Raw genomic sequence first — 19,245 nt, 5'->3', positions numbered from 1 at the left:
CATCTTCCGCAGAGCCCGGTGCAGCCCAAATCGAATGTCGTCAATCGCCGCGGCCGTCCTCACCCTGGAGCGGCAACGCTGAACGAGCTCAATGAGTTCTGCGTCGGCGTAGCCTCGGCGTGAGGCTGACAGGGTTCGCCCATCGGACAGCCCCTCGAGCCGTCTCGATTCAGTTGCAGTTAAGACCTGTCCCGCAATCCCACGGAGCTGAGGGTCATGCTCTGTCCGGGTCGGCGCCGATGGCACCGGCCGAGCGAAGCGAACGCCCGAGGTCTCCCGTGAGGATGCGGGGGTGTCGCCGCCACCACCACAGGTCGGGGCCAGGCAGCCTGTAGAACTGGTCGAGTGCTTGGCCGTCGTCGTCGATGGTCACGGCCTTGTACCGGTCGTCCAGAGCTTGGATCTGAGGGGTCCAGAGCTGGATGATGTGTTCGTCCAGCAGGAGCCACGCCTCGTGCAGCCAGTTTCGGCAGTAGAGGTCGTTGGTGTACTCGTAGATGTCGTCGCCGTAGCCGCGCTCGATGGCGCCTACCAGGGCGGCCCACGCGTGCACCCTTTCAGCGACCGTGAACGCGGTCCGCCAGCCGCGCTGGTGCAGCAGCTTTCCCACCTCGGTTTCACTAGCCACGGGCGTGAGGCTCTCATGCCGAATCCGTCCGGGCGACCGAGATATGTCCCGCCAGAGGCTGGCGGGACCCGCAGCATGATCAAAATGAGACGATCTCGCCATGGCTGGTGTGATCACGGCGTCGGAGTCGTCCTGGATAGCTCCGTTCACCGGGCTGAGCCCGCGGCAGTTCGGCAAGCTGGTGACGGTTCTGCGGCGCGAGGGTGCGGACGCCGTCCGCAGGGGCCGGCCGTGGAGCCTTCAGTTGGAGGACCGGGCACTGCTGGTCGCGGCGTACTGGCGCACGAACCTGACGATGCGGCAGCTCGCCCCGCTGTTTGGGGTGTCCAAGTCGGCGGCGGACCGGATCATCGACCACATCGGGCCGATGCTCGCGCTCCAGCCGCGCAAGCGGTTCGCCAAGGACACCGTACTCATCGTGGACGGCACCCTGGTCCCCACCGCGACCACACCATCGCCGCACAGTCGAAGAACTACCGGTACTCCACCAACCACCAGGTCGTCATCGACGCCGATACCCGCCTGGTCGTAGTGATCGGCCGGCCGCTCGCCGGGAACCGCAACGACTGCAAAGCATGGGAGGAGTCCGGAGCCAAGGCTGCGGTCGGCAAGACCCTCACGATCGCCGACGGCGGCTACCCGGGCACAGGACTCGTCATCCCACACCGCCGTGAGCGCGGCCAGAGCGAACTCCCGGACTGGAAAGAGGCACACAACAAGTCCCACAAGCAGGTCCGGGCTCGCGTCGAGCACGTCTTCGCCCGCATGAAGACCTGGAAGATCCTTCGCGACTGCCGCCTCAAAGGCGACGGCGTCCACCACGCCATGCTCGGCATCGCACGGATGCACAACCTCGCTCTCGCCGGATAGGCGAGCAGGTCGCACGCCCATCGAGCATGCCCGGGGCGACTCGTAGATCATTTACGGGACGTCCCTTAGGCCCGCAAAAACTGGACTTGTGCCAACTCACGTCATGGTGGACGAATTGGGAATCACTGTGCTCACTGTATTGCGTCCTTCTTGCTGGCAATGAGGGATAGCGACTTGTCGAACGCCAAGGCGGAGGCAGCGCGCCGGAGCCCCTCTCAACTGGCGCTTCCAGGATGCCTCGGCGGAGTGGAGACCGCGCACGTAGTGCGATAGGCAGGCATTTTCAAGCCGTGTTCATAGTCTTTAAATGAGCGGGCGGCCCATCACTCCTTGGTGATCACAGCAATGTGAGCGCGGGCCGACTCGGAGAGGCTGTCCAAGAGGGCCTTGCCTTTCGCGGCGGTGGCCAACGACGGCTGGCCGATGATCCCGTTCGGGGTGTACTCGGCCATGCCCATGGTGAGCAGATGCGGGCGACTGGGGGCCGAGTGGTCGTCCTGTTCGATGCCCTCACGGACAAGGTGAGGCGCGCCGTGCAGGAGTAGCGATACCTCGAACTCTCCGCCGTGCATGTCCTCGACTCCACTGCTCTCCAGCCCGGCATCCGCTCGGGCCTGGGCCCGGTCCTCGTGCACCGGGAAAAGAGCGACGCGCGGGCCGTTGACGTTGATCTCTTGGACGACATTGGACAGGACGTAGTTGCCACCGTGTCCATTGACAATGACCAGACCCGGGACGCCGGACGCTTGGAGTGATCGCCATATGTCGTTGACCACGGCATAGAGGGTGGCGGCGCTGATGCTGACGGTGCCGGCCATGGGCGCGTGCTCGTGGGAGCAGGAAACCGTTACGGGCGGCAGGAGGAACAGATCGTGATCGTCCGCAATCCGCTTCGCAATCAGGCAGGCGATCGCAGTGTCCGTGATAAGGGGCAGATGGTCGCCGTGCTGCTCGAAGCTCCCAACCGGGAGAACGGCAACGGCCGGTCCCCTGCGGTGCTCATCTCCGGACGTGGCCTGCGTGATCAGATCGTCCATGCCTTCAGCTTCCCTCATCGTGTCCGGCCCAACTAGGCGGCGAACCGATCACGAACGATCTGAAAGCGCTCGATGAACGTCGCCACAGCAGGCACGCTCTGTCGCGACCCTACAGCGCGGCTCACTGCCGCCAACTCGGCGAGTGTCCTGGCTGAGCCGGTCTGGGCGGCAATCGCAAGCGCCTTCGTGGCGGTTTCGGCTCCCTGCTCGGGCTCCCCTGCTTTGCCGTATGCACGGGCGAGCGCGCGAGGTAAACACCCCGGTCGTTGCGGTAGATCTGGGGCAGCGCGGCAATCTCGTCCTCGAAGAGCTGGACGGCGCGCAGCGGATCACCGAGATCAATCCAGCAGTTCGCCCGCTGGATCTCGATGTAGGCGGGTGTGCAATACGAGGTGTCGAGTGTGCTCGCGGGGTCGTTCGCCTTGGGTTGTGATGCCAACTCGCGTGCCTCGTCGAACTTTGCGAGTGCGGCTTTGGGATTGTTCTGCAACGCGTAACCGGCCGCCTCTTGTTGGGCGGCCAATGCGCTGATTCCCGATATGAGGTTGGGTACCCGCTGGGCGGCGCGAGCGAGTCCGATGGTCCGCTCTGCATTCGCCTGTGAGGCAGCCTGGTGGCTCTTGCGTAAGAGTACGTACGACTGCATGTGGTCGTCGGCGGCCTCTTGGGCCCATTCCATCGCCCGGTCGGACCAGTAGCCGGCGGCCCGGAAGTCCCCGAGATCCTGGTAGAGCCAGCCGAGGAATTCCGCGGTTCGGCCACCGATGCGCAGCAACTCGCGCCGGGTTGAGCCGTTGGCTTCCTCCAACAGACGGTCGATCGTCTTTGCGTGGTGGGCAATCATGGCGAGCGGCTGCCGTGCACCGAAGTAGTTCGCGCTCTTGTAGTGCTGGGGTAACTGGCTCTCGATGAGGGCTGCGGCAAACTCGGGGTCCGTAAGATCGTCATCGGGGGGCCCGACCCACAGACCATCCGCTGCCGGGTCGCGGCTGGGCAGTGAGGCGGTCAGCAGCGCGGTGGACGGCGGAGTGCTTCCGGCCTCCTCCCACTCTCGGCACATGAGGCCGAGCATGTGCCCCGGAATCCGTAAGGCATCGGCAATCTGCACGACCTTGTCGAACGTGGTGACGCTGCCAACGCCGCGTGCCAGCGAACCAACGCGCTCCGGCTTGATGCCGCATTCAGCCGCAATCTTTGAGTAGCTGATCCCGGCTTCGCTGCGCGCGATACGGAACACGGTGCCGAAGTCGTGAGCTGCGATCGCGGTTCTTACGTCCGATCGCTCCAAGAGGTTGCGCGGTAGCGCTGTCGGCGGGTTGTACGCGGTCATACGCTGCCCCCGTCACCCCTGCTGTTGAAAGAGCGCCGTATTGGCGTGAACTTCAGCGTACCCATGATGGGGGTACCCAGCGTGGGGAAGTCAGGCCGACTGTCGCCCAGAAGAGTTGACGGCGAAGACCCCCGCAACCGCGCAAACAGTCCGGGGGCGTGGCCAACGCTTTTGGGAGCGCTGACATGTACCAAACTACCGTCCGTCTCATCGAGTTGCTGATGCGGCTCTTGCTTCGCCCCATGGGACGTCACCGGCGGGGAGGGTCGATCCCTCATCCGGCACCGTGTACCCGGCGCCGACTGCTGCTCTGTTACTCCGTCCTGCCGCACGCCTTCACGCCTGCCCCCGCCCTGCCTGAAGTGATCACCACGCCTGTTCGATCACGCTCGGAGGCTGCCCATCTGAGGTGGGAGCGTGCGGAGCTGCGGTTGCGGCGGCAGCGGCGTCGGGACCTGTGGCTGGCCGTGCACGGGGTCGATATCGAGCCGCGTGTCATCCATGGGGTGGCGGTCGCCCGGTGAGGGCGAGCAGGGTACGGCCGTTGACCGTCGGCGAGCTGCCTAGCGACGGCCTCGACGTGGGTGACGCGGTGGTGCTGCGGTGGGGTGATGATCCCCGTTGTGTCGGGTGCGCGTGGGTCGCCCTAAGCGATGCGCTGATGGGGTGGGGGCTCTCGGCCGTCGAGGATTCCGCGCTGGTGATCCTGTCGGAGCTGCTGACCAATGCTGGCCGTCATGCCCGCGTACCGGGGCAGGACATCGAGACGCGCAACCTCCGGATGCTCGGCGGGCTGCGCATCGAGGTACACGACGGCTCATGCAAGCTGCCGAGCCTGTCTACCCTCGACGGTGACGGGGACAGCGGGCGCGGGCTGTGGTTGGTCGATCAGCTTGCCGACCGTTGGGACGTATGCCCACGCGCAGAGCTCGGCAAGGTCGTATGGGCTGAGATCTCGACGCCTGCTGGGAGCGGTGATCAGAGTGGTGGGTGAACGTCGGAGGATCGTAGCTGCGGTTACGGCGTGGGGCCTGGTGCTGGAGCTCGTCTTCAACAGGGCGCCCGCAGTGCGGGTGTATGGCGCGGACACGATGGCAGTGAAACTGTGAAAGATCACGGGCACGCGCGGGTCGGGACGGTGCTGCGCTTTGTGGATTGGACGCTGAGCCTGGATGTCTCGGGCAGTGCGCCGATCAACGAGGTGGAGTGCACCACATGCCATGAGGCGGCGGAGCCCGGTGAGTGGGGCGTGTTGGAGGAATGGTGTCTGCGGCACGCGGGCCGTACCCGGCATACCGGGTTCCGGGCCATCACGACGGCGTTCTTCCGCGCGACATGCCATGAGTCGCTGCCGGAGGTTGCCGATGGCAGTGCGTAGAAGGGTGGTTGGCGGGGGCGTTGGTGGGCCAGTGGCCTTAGTCGGTACGTGCGCGTGTCCTGATCTGTGGGAAGGCTGGCTCTGGGGACATGGTGACGGCGTACCCGCAACGCGCAAGCTTGATCCATGACCAACACCGCAGCCGGAATCGCCGCCCCCGACACCAAGCTCGCCACCGCCGCCACCGAACTCGTCCGCGACACGACAAGCGAGCTGATCTACCACCACTCCCGCCGGGTGTACTGGTTCGGCAGCCTCCAGGGGCAGAACCGCGGCCTGAGCTTCGACGCCGAACTCCTCTACATCGGCGCCATGTTCCATGACCTCGGCCTCAACGAGGATTTCCGCACCAGCGGCCGCCGCTTCGAAGTGGACGGCGCCGACGAGGCCCGCCGCTTCCTCCAGAGCCACGGCGTCCCCGAGGACAGCATCCGTCGCGTCTGGACCGCCATCGCCCTGCACACCACTCCCGGCATCCCGCAGTTCATGGAGCCGGAAGTCGCCCTCGTCACCGCCGGGGTGGAGTACGACGTACTCGGCATCAGTTACGACGACATCAGCGCCGAAGACCGCGCCGCGATCACCGCACTCCACCCCCGCCCCGACTTCAAGAAGCGCATCCTCGCCGCCTTCACCGAAGGCATCGCCCCCAAGCCCGAGACCACCTTCGGCAACGTCAAGGCCGACGTACTGGAGCACTTCGTGCCGGGTTACGAGCGAGGCGACTTCGTCGGGACGATTCAGAACTCCGCCTGGCCCGAATGACCACGACGCGGGACGCACTGACAGACTGTGCGCGACCCGGGCGGCAGGATCCAGGAAGCCGGTGCGAATCCGGCACGGTCCCGCCACTGTGACCGGGCATCGCGACTGCCGTCGCCATGCCCGGAAGCCAGGAACTGACCTGCCGCCTTCTTCACCACCGACCAGGGGACGAGGAAATCCCCCGGAGGAGGCACCACTGTGTCCTGCCGTACCCGCCGCGCGCTCGTCGCCACCGCCGCCGCCCTGCTCCCCCTCACAGCCGGCACCGCCTGCACGGCGGCCGGGAAACAGCCCGCGCCCGCGGCAAAGGCCGCCGCCGGCTTCCCCTACACCGTCACCAACTGCGGCGTGAAGACGACGTACACCGCACCCCCCACCCGCGTCGTCACCATGAACCAGCACGTCACCGAGGTGATGCTGGAGCTCGGCCTCGCCAAGTCCCTCGCGGGCACCGCTTACCTCGACGACAAGGTGCTCCCCAAGTACGAGAAGGAGTACAAGGCCACCCCCGTGCTGGCCAAGGAGTACCCCTCGTACGAGAAGCTGCTCGCCGCCAACCCCGACTTCGTGTACGGCGGTTACGCCTCCGCCTTCTCCGCCGGCGACGGCCGCAGCCGCGAGACGCTGAAGAAGTCCGGCATCAACTCCCGCCTGAACACCGAATACTGCGCCGACGGCAAGACCTCGATGGACGCCCTCTACCAGGAGATCCGCGAGGTCGGCCGCACCTTCGGCGTCACCGACCGCGCCGAGCGCTGGATCGCCGACGCCAAAAAGGGCAACGCCGCCACCGAGAAGAAGCTGGCGGGCGCCGACCCCGTCTCCGTCTTCGTCTACGACGGCGGCGACAAGACCGCCTCCACCGTCGGCGGCGCGGGCATCGGCAACGAGATGATCAAGCGCGCGGGCGGCAAGAACGTCTTCGCCCACCTCCCCAAGCCGTTCGCCGACGCCGCCTGGGAAAACGTCGTGGACCGCAAGCCCGAGACGATTCTCATCCTCGACTACGGCGGGACCACCGTCGCCCAGAAGAAGCAGCGCCTCATCGACGACCCCGCCCTCGCCGATGTCCCCGCCGTCAAGAACAAGCGCTTCGCCGTCCTGCCCCTCTCCGACATGGTCCTCGGCGTCCGCGCACCGGCTGCCGTCGACACCCTCGCGCGCCAGCTGCACCCTGAGCTCGAGAAGTAGCGGGCGGCGGCCGTGAGCTGCAAGACCCCCGCCGCCCGCGGGCCCCTGCGCTATCCCCTCCTGCTCACCGCGCTCACCGCCCTGCTCGGCGCGGCGGCGGTCGCGGGACTCGCCCTCGGCTCGGTACGCATCCCCGCCACGCACGTGCTGGAGATCGTCACCGGCGCCGCCGGCCCCGGCCCGTACCGCACGATCGTCCTCGACGTACGGCTGCCACGCGTCCTGCTCGGCGCCGTCGTCGGCGCCGGGCTCGCCGTCATCGGCACCGTCCTCCAGGCCCTCGTACGCAACCAGCTCGCCGACCCCTTCCTCCTCGGCGTCTCATCCGGGGCATCGGTCGGCGCGGTCGGCGTCATAGTCCTGGGGGTCGGTGCCGGCCTCGCCACCACCGTCACCGTTCCGCTCGCCGCCTTCGCGGGCGCGCTCGGCTCACTCGTCCTCGTGTACGGGCTGGCGCGCGGCGGCGGCGCCCCTATGACCACCGGGCGTCTCGTCCTCGCCGGAGTCGCCGTCTCGTACATCCTGTCCGCCCTGACCAGCCTGCTGATGGTCACCTCGGCCCGCGCCGACCACCTCAAAGAAACCCTCTACTGGACCCTCGGCGGCCTCGGCAGCGCCCGCTGGGACATGCTCGCGCTCCCCGCGACCGTCCTCGCCGTCGGTACGGCCCTCCTCATCACCCTCGCCCGGCCGCTCGACCTGCTCCTGGCCGGAGAGGAGGGCGCCACCGTCCTCGGCCTCGACACCGGCCGCTTCCGCGCCGCCGTCTTCGTCCTGGCCTCGCTGCTCACCGGCGTACTCGTCGCCTTCAGCGGCGCGATCGGCTTCGTCGGCCTGATGGTCCCGCACGCCGCGCGCATGGCCGTCGGCGCCGGACACCGCCGGCTGCTGCCCGTCGCCGCGCTCGGTGGTGCGGTTTTCCTGGTCCTGGCCGACCTGGCGGCCCGTACCGTCGCCGCGCCTCAGGACATCCCCGTCGGCGTACTCACGGCGCTCACCGGCGGCCCGTTCTTCCTGTGGATGCTGCGCCGCCGCCCGGAAGGCGGCGGGACCGAAGGAGCCCCGGCGTGACGACCCTGACCGCACAAGGCCTCTCGTACGGCACCGAAGGCCGCCACCTCGTCGACGACGTCACCCTGACCGCCGCCGACGGCGAGACCGTCGGCCTGATCGGCCCCAACGGCAGCGGCAAGACAACCCTCCTGCGCTGCGTGTACGGAACGCTGCGCCCCACCCACGGCCGCGTCCTCCTCGACGGCGACGACCTGCACGCCATGAGCCCGAAGACCCGCGCCCGGCGCATCGCGACCGTCCCGCAGGACGGTGGCGCGGCCGGCTTCGAGCTGACCGTCCGCGAGGTCGTCGCCATGGGCCGCTCCCCGCACAAACGCTTCTGGGAACAGGACACGGAAGCCGACGCCCATCTCGTACGGTCCGCCCTCGCCCGCGTCGGCATCGCGGACCTCGCGGACCGCGGCTTCCCGTCCCTCTCCGGCGGCGAACGCCAGCGGGCCCTGATGGCACGCGCCCTGGTCCAGCAGCCGTCCCTCGTCGTACTCGACGAGCCGACCAACCACCTGGACATCCGCTACCAGCTGCAGATCCTCAGCCTGGTGCGCGACTTGGGCACCACCAACCTGATCGCCCTGCACGACCTGAACCTCGCGGCGTACTACTGCGACCGCCTCTACGTCCTCGACGGCGGCCGGGTCGTCACATCGGGCACCCCGAAGGAAGTCCTCACGGCCGACCTCCTGCACACCGTTTACGGGGTATCCGCCGAGGTCAGCACCCATCCGACGACCGGCGCACCGACCGTCGTCTACCTCCCGTTGTCCACCTAACGAGCATTTTTCGCCCACGATGTGAGATCACATACCGGGAAGGGGCCCGGGAATCTATACGATGACCGCATGGTTCCCCACGACGTGAGTGAGACGACGCCGAGCACCGTGCTGCTCGTAGCGCGCCTGCACGTCGACCTGTGCCGGCTCGCCAGCGCTATCTGTACGACGGCCACGGCCTGAGCCGCGGGCCCATCCAGCACACGCACGTACACGCTTGCCCCTGCGCGGGGGACGAACTGCCGCGCGCCTTTCACGCCACCCTCCTGACAGGAGTCGAAGCCATGGCCATCGAGGTCCGCATCCCGACCATCCTCCGCACCTACACCGACGGCAAGAAGGCCGTCGAGGGCAACGGCGACACGCTCGCCGACCTCTTCGCGGACCTGGAATCGCGCCACACCGGCATCCAGGAGCGCATTGTCGACGGCGACAAGCTGCGCCGCTTCGTGAACGTCTACCTCAACGACGAGGATGTCCGCTTCCTCAAGGGCATCTCCACCAAGCTCACCGACGGCGACAGCGTCACCATCCTCCCGGCCGTCGCCGGCGGCATGGTCTGATGCGGTACGACTCCCCGCTGGCGGCGGTCGGCAACACGCCGCTCGTCCGCCTCCCGCGGCTGTCGCCGTCGGACGACGTCCGCATCTGGGCCAAGCTGGAGGACCGTAACCCCACCGGCTCGATCAAGGACCGCCCCGCGCTCCACATGGTCGAACAGGCGGAGAAGGACGGCCGGTTGACGCCGGGCTGCACCATCCTGGAGCCCACCAGCGGCAACACCGGCATCTCGCTCGCGATGGCGGCCCGCCTCAAGGGCTACGACATCGTGTGCGTCATGCCGGAGAACACCTCCCAGGAGCGGCGCGACCTGCTCAAAATGTGGGGCGCGAAGATCATCTCGTCCCCGGCGGCGGGCGGCTCCAACACGGCCGTACGGGTCGCCAAGGAGCTGTCGGCGCAGAACCCGTCCTGGGTGATGCTGTACCAGTACGGCAACCCCGACAACGCGGGCGCGCACTACGCCACCACCGGCCCGGAGATCCTCACCGACCTCCCGACCATCACGCACTTCGTGGCGGGCCTCGGCACCACCGGCACACTCATGGGCGTAGGCCGCTACCTGCGCGAAAACCTCCCCGACATCAAGATCGTCGCCGCCGAGCCGCGCTACGACGACCTGGTGTACGGCCTGCGCAACCTCGATGAGGGCTTCGTCCCCGAGCTGTACGACGCGTCGGTCCTGACCACCCGCTTCTCGGTCGGCTCGGCCGACGCGGTGACGCGCACGCGCGAACTCCTCCAGCAGGAAGGAATCTTCGCCGGCGTCTCGACGGGCGCGGCGCTGCACGCGGCGATCGGGATGGGAAAGAAGGCGGTCAAGGCGGGGGAGCGGGCCGACATCGTGTTCGTCGTCGCGGACGGCGGCTGGAAGTACCTGTCGACGGGCGTCTACACGGCGGAGACCACGGAGGCGGCAATCGAGACGCTGCAGGGCCAGCTCTGGGCGTAGGGCAATCCAGCCCGTCCGGCGTTTGAGGACCGGGGTCCGGGGCAGCGCCCCCACGCGGCGGAGCCGCAAAGTGTCACCGTGGGAAGGGGCGGGTCGGGGAAAAGGCCCCGCGCAGCGGCCCCACCGGCCCGCCCCCTCACCCCGGACCACGCCTAACCGCGGGCAAGGTGGCGGACCCGGTCCCACACCGCCGGATCCGCCACCCCCACCCGCCGCCGGAACCCCCGCACCCCCACATCCCGCAGCTCATCCGTCTCCAGGAAGCTCGGCCGCCCCCGCGCATCCCCCACCGCCCCCGGCGGCAACGCGATCACCCCGGCCCGCCCGTCGTCGTACTTGCTGGTGATCTTCGCGACGAGCACGCGCTCACCCCGTACGGACAACACCAGACACGGCCGGTCCTTCGACCCGGGCCCGTCCTCGTACGGCACATCCGCCCACCAGATCTCCCCGGCCCGAGGCACCCGCTCCGGCCGGCGCGGACCCGGCCGCCCCGGCGGTCGCGTGCGCCCCCCTGGCCGCCGCCCCCGTCCCCGCCCGCGCCCGTCGACGACAGCCGCCACCAGCGCCAGAAGCACCACCACGCCGACCAGCGCCCACCACCAAGACGTATCCATGCCCCGACGGTACCGGCGCCCGCCCGCCCGCGCGCTCCGCCCGAACCGGTGACAGCGTCGGTGACATCAGCCACAACGCCCCCTCATCGAGGAGCGACCGCGTCTTTCGCGCCTTACGCTCGACGAACCTGAACCCGCACGAACCCTCCCCGTCCCTGTTACGGAGGTTCACGCTCCATGAAGCTCACCGTCGTCGGCTGCTCAGGGTCGTTCCCGTCCGCGGAATCGGCCTGCTCGAGCTACCTCGTCGAGGCCGACGGCTTCCGGCTGCTCCTCGACCTGGGCAACGGCGCCCTCGGCGAGCTGCAGCGCCACGTCGGTCTCTACGACATCGACGCCGTTTTCCTCAGCCACCTGCACGCCGATCACTGCATCGACATGTGCGGCTACTTCGTCGCGCGCTACTACCGGCACGACGGCGGCCGCGCCCCCGCGATCCCCGTGTACGGCCCGGAGGGCACCGAGCAGCGGCTCACCACGGCGTACGCCGACACCCCGACCGAGAAGTCGATGGCCGAGGTCTTCGACTTCCACACGCTCAAGTCCGGCTCGTTCGACATCGGCCCCTTCTCGGTTCGTACGGAGAAGGTCGCGCACCCGGTCGAGACGTACGGCATCCGCGTCGAGCACGGCGGCAGGTCCCTCGCGTACTCCGGCGACACCGGAGTCTGCGCGTCACTGGACGAACTGGCCGCCGGCGTCGACCTGTTCCTGTGCGAGGCATCGTTCACGTACGGCAAGGAGGACATTCCGGGCCTCCACCTCAACGGCCGCGAGGCGGGCGAGTGCGCGGGGCGGGCGGGTGCCCGCCGACTGGTCCTAACGCACATCCCGCCGTGGACGGACGCGGAAGTGAACGTCGCCGATGCGCGCGCGGTGTACGACGGTCCGGTGGAACTGGCGGTCGCGGGCGCCGAGTACGAGCTCTGAAGCAAGCACGGCCACCTACGCACCGAAGAGGGCCCCCGGACCAGTAACCACGGTCCGGGGGCCCTCTTCTGCGTACGACGCGGCGTACGGCCGGGGCTTACTTCGCCTCGGCCTTCTGCAGCTCGGCAAGCTCCTCGTCGGACTCACGGCCCGGCGTCGGAAGGTTGAACTTGGTGATCGCGAAGCGGAAGATCACGTAGTAGACCACCGCGAAGCACAGTCCGACCAGGGCCAGGCCCCACGGGTTGGACGCGATGCCCAGGTTGAGCAGGAAGTCCACCGCGCCGGCCGAGAAGCCGAAACCGTCCTTCATGCCGAGCGCCCAGGTCAGCGCCATCGAGACACCGGTGAGCACCGCGTGGACGGCGTACAGCGCGGGGGCGATGAACATGAAGGTGAACTCGATCGGCTCGGTCACGCCGGTGACGAAGGCGGTGAGCGCGAGCGAGAACATCATGCCGCCGACGACCTTGCGACGCTCCGGGCGCGCGCAGTGGGTGATCGCGAGGCAGGCCGCCGGGAGGGCGAACATCATGATCGGGAAGAAGCCGGTCATGAACTGCCCGGCGCTCGGGTCACCGGCCAGGAAGCGGGCGATGTCGCCGTGCTTGCCTTCGAACTCACCGGCCTGGAGCCACGGGAAGGAGTTCAGCAGGTGGTGCATGCCGATCGGGATCAGCGCGCGGTTCGCGACACCGAAGATGCCCGCGCCGACGGCGCCGGAGCCGACCAGCCACTCACTGAGGTTGTGCAGACCCGCACCGAGGACCGGCCAGATCAGGCCAAAGACGATGCCGACGACCAGACCCGCGAAGGCGGAGAGGATCGGGACGAGACGGCGGCCGCCGAAGAAGCCGGCCCAGGCGGGCAGCTTGGTCCGGTAGAACTTCTGGTACAGGAGGGCTACGACGATGCCCATGACCACGCCACCGAGGACACCGGCGTTCACCGGCGCCTCGTTCATGACGATCTTGCCGTCCACGACGGCGGCGACCTTCGGCAGGTTGGCGTCGGTGAAGGTGGCGAGCACCTTCTGGAAGACGAGGTAACCGGTGACGGCCGCGAGGGCGGTCGAGCCGTCCGACTTCTTCGCGAAGCCGATCGCGATACCGACGGCGAACAGCAGCGGCATGTTGTCGAGAATCGCGCCACCACCGGCCGCCATGTAACCGGCGAGCTTGGTGATGAAGGTCGGGAACGACTCCTTGCCGAGCATGTCGGCCTGGCCGAAACGCACCAGGAGCGCGGCGGCCGGCAGCACGGCGACCGGCAGCATGAGGCTGCGGCCGATGCGCTGCATGACAGCCATCGCGCCGGAGCCCTTCTTCTTGGCGGCCGCGGGGGCGGCGGCGCTGTCCGTAGACATCATTTCCTCCATGGGGCAAGGCGCCGCCCAGGGGGAAATGGGGGACGGCGGCGTCTCGGGGACATCGCGGCGCACTCGCCACGTGGTCTACACCACTCAGTGGTGTAGACCAGTTTTAGCATGGTGAAGGACGGATAAGGAACCTCCGCTTCCCGTGCTCCAGAACACACCCGCCCACACACGGCAAAGGCCCCCGGACCGGGCAGGTCCGAGAGCCTTTGAGTGGCCCGGCAGAGGCGCCTATTTGGTGATGTCCCGCTCGATCTCTTCCTCGACTTCTTCCGGTTCCCGCCCCGGAGTCGGCAGATTGAACTTGACGATCGCGAACCGGAAGATCACGTAGTAGATGACCGCGAAGACCAGACCAATGGGAATGATCAACCATGGTTTCGTCGCGAGGCTCCAGTTGATGACGTAGTCGATCAACCCGGCCGAGAAACTGAAGCCGTCCTTCACACCCAGCTCCCACGTCACGGCCATCGAGACACCCGTGAGCAGCGCGTGAATCGCGTACAGCGCCGGCGCGATGAAGAGGAACGAGTACTCGATCGGCTCCGTGATCCCGGTGACGAGCGACGTCAGACCGACCGACAGCATCATGCCGCTCACCGCCTTCCGGCGATGCGGCTTCGCCGTGTGCGCAATGGCCAGCGCCGCGGCCGGCAGGGCGAACATCATGATCGGGAAGAAGCCGGTGAGGAACTGGCCGGCCGTCGGGTCGCCCGCCAGGAAGCGGTTGATGTCACCGTGTACGACCGTGCCGTCCGGCTTCGTGAAGTCACCGAACTGGAACCACACGAAGACGTTCAGGAACTGGTGCAGGCCGACCACGAGCAGCGCGCGGTTCGCGACACCGAAGATGCCGGAACCCCACGACCCCGCATCCACCAGCCACTCGCTGAAGCTCGTCAGCGCGTCACCGACCGGCGGCCACACCCACAGACACAGCGCCGCGAAAGCGATCGCGACGAACGCCATGATGATCGGGACGAGTCGGCGGCCGTTGAAGAAGCCGAGCCAGTCGACCAGCTTCACCCGGTGGAAACGCTGCCAGAACCACGCCGACAGCAGCCCCATGACGATGCCGCCGAAGACCCCCGGATTCTGGTACGTCGCCGCCGTGAACGTGTCGTCACCGGCGAGGCAGCCGCCCGTAACGGTCGTGGTGCCCACCGGGCAGTCCACCGGAAACTGGCGAAGCACCGCGTAGTAAACGAGAAAACCAGCCACCGCGGCGAGCGCCGTCGAGCCGTCCGACTTCTTCGCCATGCCGATCGCCACACCCACCGCGAACAGCAGCGGAAGCCCCAACGAAGAGTCGAGCAGCGCCCCGCCGGCCCCCGCCATGACCTTGGCGACGTTCGTCCAGCCCAGACCGTCGTCACCGAAGACGTCCGGCTGGCCGAGGCGGTTCAGGATGCCGGCCGCGGGCAGCACGGCGATGGGGAGCTGGAGGCTGCGCCCCATCTTCTGCAGCCCCTTGAACGTGCCGCTCCACCACTTCTTCCGCGGTTCGGCCTCGCTGTTCGAACTCATCGGCGTCCTCCCGGAACAAGCCAGGTTTGGCGGGCGTTGCAAACTGGTGTAGACCAGTTGCGGTACGGACGGTCGCTACGGTCCGGAGCCCGGCCGGAAGACAGGGCGCCGGTGATCGCCATCATTCGGTACAGGGCGGTTACTCGCCCGCGAAGTTGGGCCAACCGTGAGTTACCGTGTCAAAGCGGCCACGGTGGGCCGAGACTCCGTGCTCTGAACACGCTCCGACAGGCTTTGAACAACAAGGAGAAAGACATGGCCAGCAAGGCTGAGAAGATCGTCGCCGGGCTCGGCGGTATCGACAACATCGACGAGATCGAAGGCTGCATCACCCGCCTGCGCACCGAGGTCCACAACCCCGACCTGGTCGACGAGGTCGCCCTCAAGGCCGCAGGCGCCCACGGCGTCGTCAAGATGGGCACCGCGATCCAGGTCGTCATCGGCACGGACGCCGACCCCATCGCGGCGGACATCGAAGACATGATGTGAGTCAGCGATGACTCGCCCGTGAGGGGCCCTTCCGAAAACCCGAGCCTCAAGCTCTCGAACCCTCGAGCTCTCGAACCCTCGAACCGGAACGGGCCCCTCACGCATGCCAGGGTCCGGCCGCTAGGCTCCACACATGTCTCGAATCGACGGCCGCACCCCCGAACAGCTCCGCCCGGTCACCATCGAACGCGGATGGAGCAAGCACGCCGAGGGCTCCGTCCTCATCTCCTTCGGTGACACCAAAGTCTTCTGCACCGCCTCAGTCACCGAAGGCGTCCCGCGCTGGCGCAAGGGCAGCGGCGAAGGCTGGGTCACCGCCGAATACTCGATGCTGCCCCGCTCCACCAACACCCGCGGCGACCGCGAATCCGTACGCGGCAAGATCGGCGGCCGTACGCACGAGATCTCGCGCCTCATCGGCCGCTCCCTCCGCGCGGTCATCGACTACAAGGCCCTCGGCGAGAACACCATCGTCCTCGACTGCGACGTACTCCAGGCCGACGGCGGCACCCGCACCGCAGCCGTCACCGGCGCCTATGTCGCCCTCGCCGACGCCATCGCCTGGGCCCAGGCAAAGAAGATCGTCAAGCACGGCCGCAAGCCGCTCATCGGCACCGTCGCCGCCGTCAGCGTCGGCATCGTCGACGGCGTGCCCCTCCTCGACCTCTGCTACGAGGAAGACGTCCGCGCCGACACCGACATGAACGTCGTCTGCACCGGCGACGGCCGCTTCGTCGAGGTCCAGGGCACGGCCGAGGCGGAGCCGTTCGACCGCAAGGAACTGAACGCCCTGCTGGACCTCGCGAGCGGCGGCTGCGCCGACCTCACCGCGATCCAGACCACGGCACTGGAGACGGTGCGGCCCTGAGCAACCGCGGACGCCCTCTCGAGCGTCTCCAATGACACGGGCGTACGGCCCGAACCGCACGCCCGTCCACACACCGTGATCCCGCACACCCGCACAGATCCCGCACACCTTTACACCCGTGTACCTGGGGGAGGACCCGCTCCATGCGCAGTCGCCGTAGTAGCCGTATCGCACTCGCCGTAGTCACCGCTGTCGCGCTCACCGGCGTGGTCGGCGGCTGCGGAGCCCTCGACAAGGCAATGGACTGCGTGAATACAGCCGACGCCATAGCCACCAGCGTCGACAAGCTGTCCACGGCCGTGTCCACGGCGGCCGACGACCCCACGAAGCTGAACGAGGCCCTCAACGACATCGACAAGGAACTGACGAGCCTCGAGGACACCACGGACAACGCAGACCTGTCGAAGGCGACCGACGACCTGAACAAGGCCGTCGACAACGTCCGCACCGCCGTCAAGAACGGCGACGAAACCCCGGACATCGCGCCGGTCACCGAAGCAGCCACCGAGATCGGCAAGGTCTGCACCCCGTAGGCCCCGCAGGCCCCGCGGATACTGTGGGGGGCATGACCCGCCTGATCCTCGCCACCCGCAACGCCGGGAAAATCACCGAGCTCCACGCGATCCTCGCCGACGCAGGTCTCAGCCACGACCTCGTCGGCGCGGAGGCCTACCCCGAGATCCCCGACGTCAAGGAAACCGGCGTCACCTTCGCCGAGAACGCGCTGCTCAAGGCGCACGCCATGGCCCAGGCCACCGGCCTCCCCGCGGTCGCCGACGACTCGGGCCTGGCAGTCGACGTCCTCGGCGGAGCCCCCGGCATCTTCTCGGCCCGCTGGTCCGGCACCCACGGCGACGACACCGCCAACCTGAACCTGCTCCTGGCCCAGCTGGCGGACATCGACGACCCCCACCGCACGGCTCACTTCACCTGCGCGGCGGCCCTGGCCCTCCCGGACGGCACGGAACGAGTAGTCGAAGGCCGCCTCCAGGGCACCCTCCGCCACACCCCCGCCGGCACGAACGGCTTCGGCTACGACCCCATCCTCCAGCCCGACGGCTACGCCGTAACCTGCGCGGAACTGACCCCCGCAGAAAAAAACGCCATCAGCCACCGAGGCAAGGCGTTCCGAGCACTGGTACCGGTGGTGCGGGAGCTGTTGGGCTGAACATGCCGAAGGGCCGCCCCGATGGGGCGGCCCTTCGTGCTGTGCGGCCGGTGGGACTCGAACCCACCTAGTCCAAAACGGACAAATCGGACCTAAACCGATCGCGTCAACCTGCTGCGCCACGGCCGCTAGCCACCAACCATGGTATCTGGCTGGCGGCTCAGGGGGTATGCGGTGCAGGATTATGCAGCCGTTCGGTGCTCCCTTCGGCGGTTGCGGCACCAGGTGCTGGTGAGCGCGTGACAGTTCGGGCACAGGTAACGCAGGTTTTCGGCTCGGTTGTCCAGCCAGTCCCCGCTGATGTGGTCGATCTGGAGGGTGATCGACTGTCCCAGCCACTCGCCGGTGTTCCCGCATGAGGTGCAGCGGTACGGGATGCCAATCTCCTGGAGTGCCCGGTGGAGACGGGTGCGGTTCGCGCGTGAGGAGCCTTCGGGCATCACAACGAGGGCATTCGCGGCAATCGGCTTCTGCGCGTTCACCAGCACGGTTCCCCAGGCTCGCCGTTTGAAGTGGCTGGTGTCGAGGCCGATTTGAGCGACCTTGCGGCGCACACGCCGGTGGTTCGTGTCGCTCACCGGGAGATTGAGGGCGCGCATCAAGTCGGCGTAACTCGTGGCGGTGGGTACGGCAGCACGCAGAGCCTGCTCGGAGATTGCCAGCCGTGCGTTGAGGAAGTGGGTCGTGCCGACGCCCCGCCGCTTCATCATTGCTGCCAGCGCTGCGCGCGACCTACTGTCGTCCGGCACTCCGAGGTGGCGCGCCACGCCACGGACGCTGTTGGTGGACGCCGCCGCTGTTGCGAGTTCTTCCGTGGTGAAGAACATGCTGAACGGTTCGCGACTCATGCCGGGGAAGTGGCTGGTGTCGATCCCAGCGGCTGCTATTCGGCGGCCGATGTGCGACAAGGTGCCTGTGGCAGGCGTGGCGCCAAGCTTCGCTACGACCTCGCGCAGCGTCGTAGAGGAGGCTACGGCGGCGGCGATTGCCTCGTCCGTGTACTTGCGCCAGGGGCTGCGCTTCTTGAAGTGGCTGGTGTCCAGACCATGCGCGGCTACCTTCTCCTGAAGAACACGACGCCTGCCGCCGCTCGCCTTGAGCCCAAGGCGGCGCATCAGGTCGACCCAGCCTGTGGCCTCGGCTACAACCGGCGCCAGCCGGTCCTTCTCGTAGACGTCAGACACGGGTCTGCCACCGGGCCGGGCCGGCTCCCGCCGAGTAGATGCTTGGGCTGCGTACGACCTTGGCCCCGCCTGCGGAGCAGGCGACAGGTACGCGCAGCATTTCCTGGGTTTGGCGAACCCCGGTAGTTGCGAAGCGAGAGGTGCCTCTCCCCGCCTCGGCCATCTTGGCCCGGAAATAATGGCGATTCGCTGGTTTCGGCGTGACGCCGCACCAGCTGAGAGCGTCGTCGAAGTTCGTCGACATCCGGGCCGCTTCTTCGAGCAGCTCGCGGGTGTACCTGACCGCCATGAAGAACCCTCCGCATCCGGCCGCGCGTTCGCGGTCTCGTACGGATCAACGAACCGGTTATCGGATGGTCACGTCCGAAATGCGGAATGCACTGCGCCACTTGGGCGGCGGAGAGGTGGCTTCGGGCGGCCCGTGGCGTTGGTTGCGTCTGCGATGGGGGCCGCCACATGTAAGTGTGGCGGCGGAGGCCCGCCCCTCAAGGGCGCTCCTGCGTCGCGTCGCCTGCGGCGATTGCGCTGCGC

General features: G+C 67.8%; 20 protein-coding genes, 1 tRNA gene, 2 pseudogenes and 1 riboswitch. Of the genes and pseudogenes, 15 read left to right on the top strand and 8 right to left on the bottom strand.

Going from position 1 to position 19,245, the window contains the following annotated elements:
- Positions 1-82: pseudogene (locus ABZX79_RS37215) on the top strand (IS5/IS1182 family transposase); the annotation flags it as partial.
- 132 nt (positions 83-214) lie between these two features.
- Here the strand turns inward: ABZX79_RS37215 and ABZX79_RS37210 are convergent.
- The gene (locus ABZX79_RS37210; RefSeq protein ID WP_355268300.1) at positions 215-628 is read right to left on the bottom strand and encodes a hypothetical protein; all 414 of its coding nucleotides are present in this window, start codon (positions 626-628) and stop codon (positions 215-217) included.
- Between the two features lie 100 nt (positions 629-728).
- On the opposite strand from ABZX79_RS37210, the pseudogene ABZX79_RS37205 reads away from it, so the two are divergent.
- Positions 729-1,498, top strand: a pseudogene (locus ABZX79_RS37205) (transposase).
- A 323-nt stretch (positions 1,499-1,821) separates the two neighbouring features.
- On the opposite strand, the gene ABZX79_RS37200 reads toward ABZX79_RS37205, so the two are convergent.
- Positions 1,822-2,535 (bottom strand): creatininase family protein, encoded by a 714-nt coding sequence (locus ABZX79_RS37200; protein ID WP_355268297.1) that lies wholly within the window; start codon positions 2,533-2,535, stop codon positions 1,822-1,824.
- A gap of 121 nt (positions 2,536-2,656) precedes the next feature.
- Positions 2,657-3,865, bottom strand: coding sequence for a helix-turn-helix transcriptional regulator (locus tag ABZX79_RS37195; protein ID WP_355268294.1), 1,209 nt, complete (start codon positions 3,863-3,865; stop codon positions 2,657-2,659).
- Between the two features lie 544 nt (positions 3,866-4,409).
- On the opposite strand from ABZX79_RS37195, the gene ABZX79_RS37190 reads away from it, so the two are divergent.
- The 8 genes from ABZX79_RS37190 to ABZX79_RS37155 all read left to right on the top strand — a co-directional run bounded on the left by ABZX79_RS37190 (position 4,410) and on the right by ABZX79_RS37155 (position 10,556).
- Complete coding sequence (locus ABZX79_RS37190; protein ID WP_355268291.1) at positions 4,410-4,859, top strand: ATP-binding protein; 450 nt, start codon at positions 4,410-4,412, stop codon at positions 4,857-4,859.
- A 510-nt stretch (positions 4,860-5,369) separates the two neighbouring features.
- Complete coding sequence (locus tag ABZX79_RS37185; protein ID WP_355268288.1) at positions 5,370-6,008, top strand: HD domain-containing protein; 639 nt, start codon at positions 5,370-5,372, stop codon at positions 6,006-6,008.
- Positions 6,009-6,032: 24 nt separating this feature from the next.
- Positions 6,033-6,170, top strand: a riboswitch (cobalamin riboswitch).
- 36 nt (positions 6,171-6,206) lie between these two features.
- Positions 6,207-7,199, top strand: a complete 993-nt coding sequence (locus ABZX79_RS37180) for an ABC transporter substrate-binding protein (protein ID WP_355268285.1) — start codon at positions 6,207-6,209, stop codon at positions 7,197-7,199.
- Positions 7,200-7,211: 12 nt separating this feature from the next.
- The gene (locus tag ABZX79_RS37175; RefSeq protein ID WP_355268282.1) at positions 7,212-8,270 is read left to right on the top strand and encodes an iron ABC transporter permease; all 1,059 of its coding nucleotides are present in this window, start codon (positions 7,212-7,214) and stop codon (positions 8,268-8,270) included.
- Positions 8,267-9,043, top strand: coding sequence for an ABC transporter ATP-binding protein (locus ABZX79_RS37170; protein WP_355268278.1), 777 nt, complete (start codon positions 8,267-8,269; stop codon positions 9,041-9,043). Before ABZX79_RS37175 ends, ABZX79_RS37170 begins: the two co-directional genes overlap by 4 nt.
- A 69-nt stretch (positions 9,044-9,112) precedes the next feature.
- Positions 9,113-9,226, top strand: a complete 114-nt coding sequence (locus ABZX79_RS37165; RefSeq protein ID WP_355268275.1) for a putative leader peptide — start codon at positions 9,113-9,115, stop codon at positions 9,224-9,226.
- Positions 9,227-9,327: 101 nt separating this feature from the next.
- Positions 9,328-9,606 (top strand): MoaD/ThiS family protein, encoded by a 279-nt coding sequence (locus ABZX79_RS37160; RefSeq protein ID WP_355268272.1) that lies wholly within the window; start codon positions 9,328-9,330, stop codon positions 9,604-9,606.
- Positions 9,606-10,556 carry a cysteine synthase gene (locus ABZX79_RS37155; protein ID WP_355268269.1) on the top strand — a complete coding sequence of 317 codons (951 nt, stop codon included), beginning with the start codon at positions 9,606-9,608 and terminating at the stop codon, positions 10,554-10,556. Before ABZX79_RS37160 ends, ABZX79_RS37155 begins: the two co-directional genes overlap by 1 nt.
- Positions 10,557-10,708: 152 nt before the next feature.
- Here the strand turns inward: ABZX79_RS37155 and ABZX79_RS37150 are convergent, their stop codons facing one another.
- Positions 10,709-11,173, bottom strand: a complete 465-nt coding sequence (locus ABZX79_RS37150) for a type II toxin-antitoxin system PemK/MazF family toxin (protein WP_355268267.1) — start codon at positions 11,171-11,173, stop codon at positions 10,709-10,711.
- 177 nt (positions 11,174-11,350) lie between these two features.
- Between ABZX79_RS37150 and ABZX79_RS37145 the strand changes: the two genes are divergently transcribed.
- Positions 11,351-12,103 carry an MBL fold metallo-hydrolase gene (locus ABZX79_RS37145; protein ID WP_355268264.1) on the top strand — a complete coding sequence of 251 codons (753 nt, stop codon included), beginning with the start codon at positions 11,351-11,353 and terminating at the stop codon, positions 12,101-12,103.
- A 97-nt stretch (positions 12,104-12,200) separates the two neighbouring features.
- On the opposite strand, the gene ABZX79_RS37140 is transcribed toward ABZX79_RS37145, so the two are convergent.
- Positions 12,201-13,469, bottom strand: a complete 1,269-nt coding sequence (locus tag ABZX79_RS37140; RefSeq protein WP_355268261.1) for a PTS transporter subunit EIIC — start codon at positions 13,467-13,469, stop codon at positions 12,201-12,203.
- A gap of 240 nt (positions 13,470-13,709) precedes the next feature.
- Positions 13,710-15,005, bottom strand: coding sequence for a PTS transporter subunit EIIC (locus tag ABZX79_RS37135; protein ID WP_355268258.1), 1,296 nt, complete (start codon positions 15,003-15,005; stop codon positions 13,710-13,712).
- Positions 15,006-15,260: 255 nt separating this feature from the next.
- Between ABZX79_RS37135 and ABZX79_RS37130 the strand changes: the two genes are divergently transcribed.
- The 4 genes from ABZX79_RS37130 to rdgB all read left to right on the top strand — a co-directional run bounded on the left by ABZX79_RS37130 (position 15,261) and on the right by rdgB (position 17,530).
- Entirely contained in the window at positions 15,261-15,494 is a 234-nt protein-coding gene (locus tag ABZX79_RS37130) for a PTS glucose/sucrose transporter subunit IIB (protein ID WP_028813127.1), read from the top strand.
- A 133-nt stretch (positions 15,495-15,627) separates the two neighbouring features.
- Positions 15,628-16,362 (top strand): ribonuclease PH, encoded by a 735-nt coding sequence (gene rph, locus ABZX79_RS37125; protein WP_355268253.1) that lies wholly within the window; start codon positions 15,628-15,630, stop codon positions 16,360-16,362.
- A gap of 143 nt (positions 16,363-16,505) precedes the next feature.
- Positions 16,506-16,895, top strand: a complete 390-nt coding sequence (locus ABZX79_RS37120; RefSeq protein ID WP_355268250.1) for a hypothetical protein — start codon at positions 16,506-16,508, stop codon at positions 16,893-16,895.
- A 32-nt stretch (positions 16,896-16,927) separates the two neighbouring features.
- The gene (gene rdgB / locus ABZX79_RS37115; RefSeq protein WP_355268247.1) at positions 16,928-17,530 is read left to right on the top strand and encodes an RdgB/HAM1 family non-canonical purine NTP pyrophosphatase; all 603 of its coding nucleotides are present in this window, start codon (positions 16,928-16,930) and stop codon (positions 17,528-17,530) included.
- A 42-nt stretch (positions 17,531-17,572) separates the two neighbouring features.
- Here rdgB and ABZX79_RS37110 read toward each other — a convergent pair.
- Positions 17,573-17,659, bottom strand: a tRNA-Leu gene (locus tag ABZX79_RS37110).
- A 53-nt stretch (positions 17,660-17,712) separates the two neighbouring features.
- Entirely contained in the window at positions 17,713-18,714 is a 1,002-nt protein-coding gene (locus tag ABZX79_RS37105; protein WP_355268244.1) for an HNH endonuclease signature motif containing protein, read from the bottom strand.
- Positions 18,715-19,245 lie beyond the last annotated feature (531 nt).

This window comes from Streptomyces sp. NPDC002994 (assembly GCF_040611155.1).
In the GTDB taxonomy this organism is placed as follows: domain Bacteria; phylum Actinomycetota; class Actinomycetes; order Streptomycetales; family Streptomycetaceae; genus Streptomyces.
This window is presented reverse-complemented; position numbering and strand designations above follow the sequence as displayed.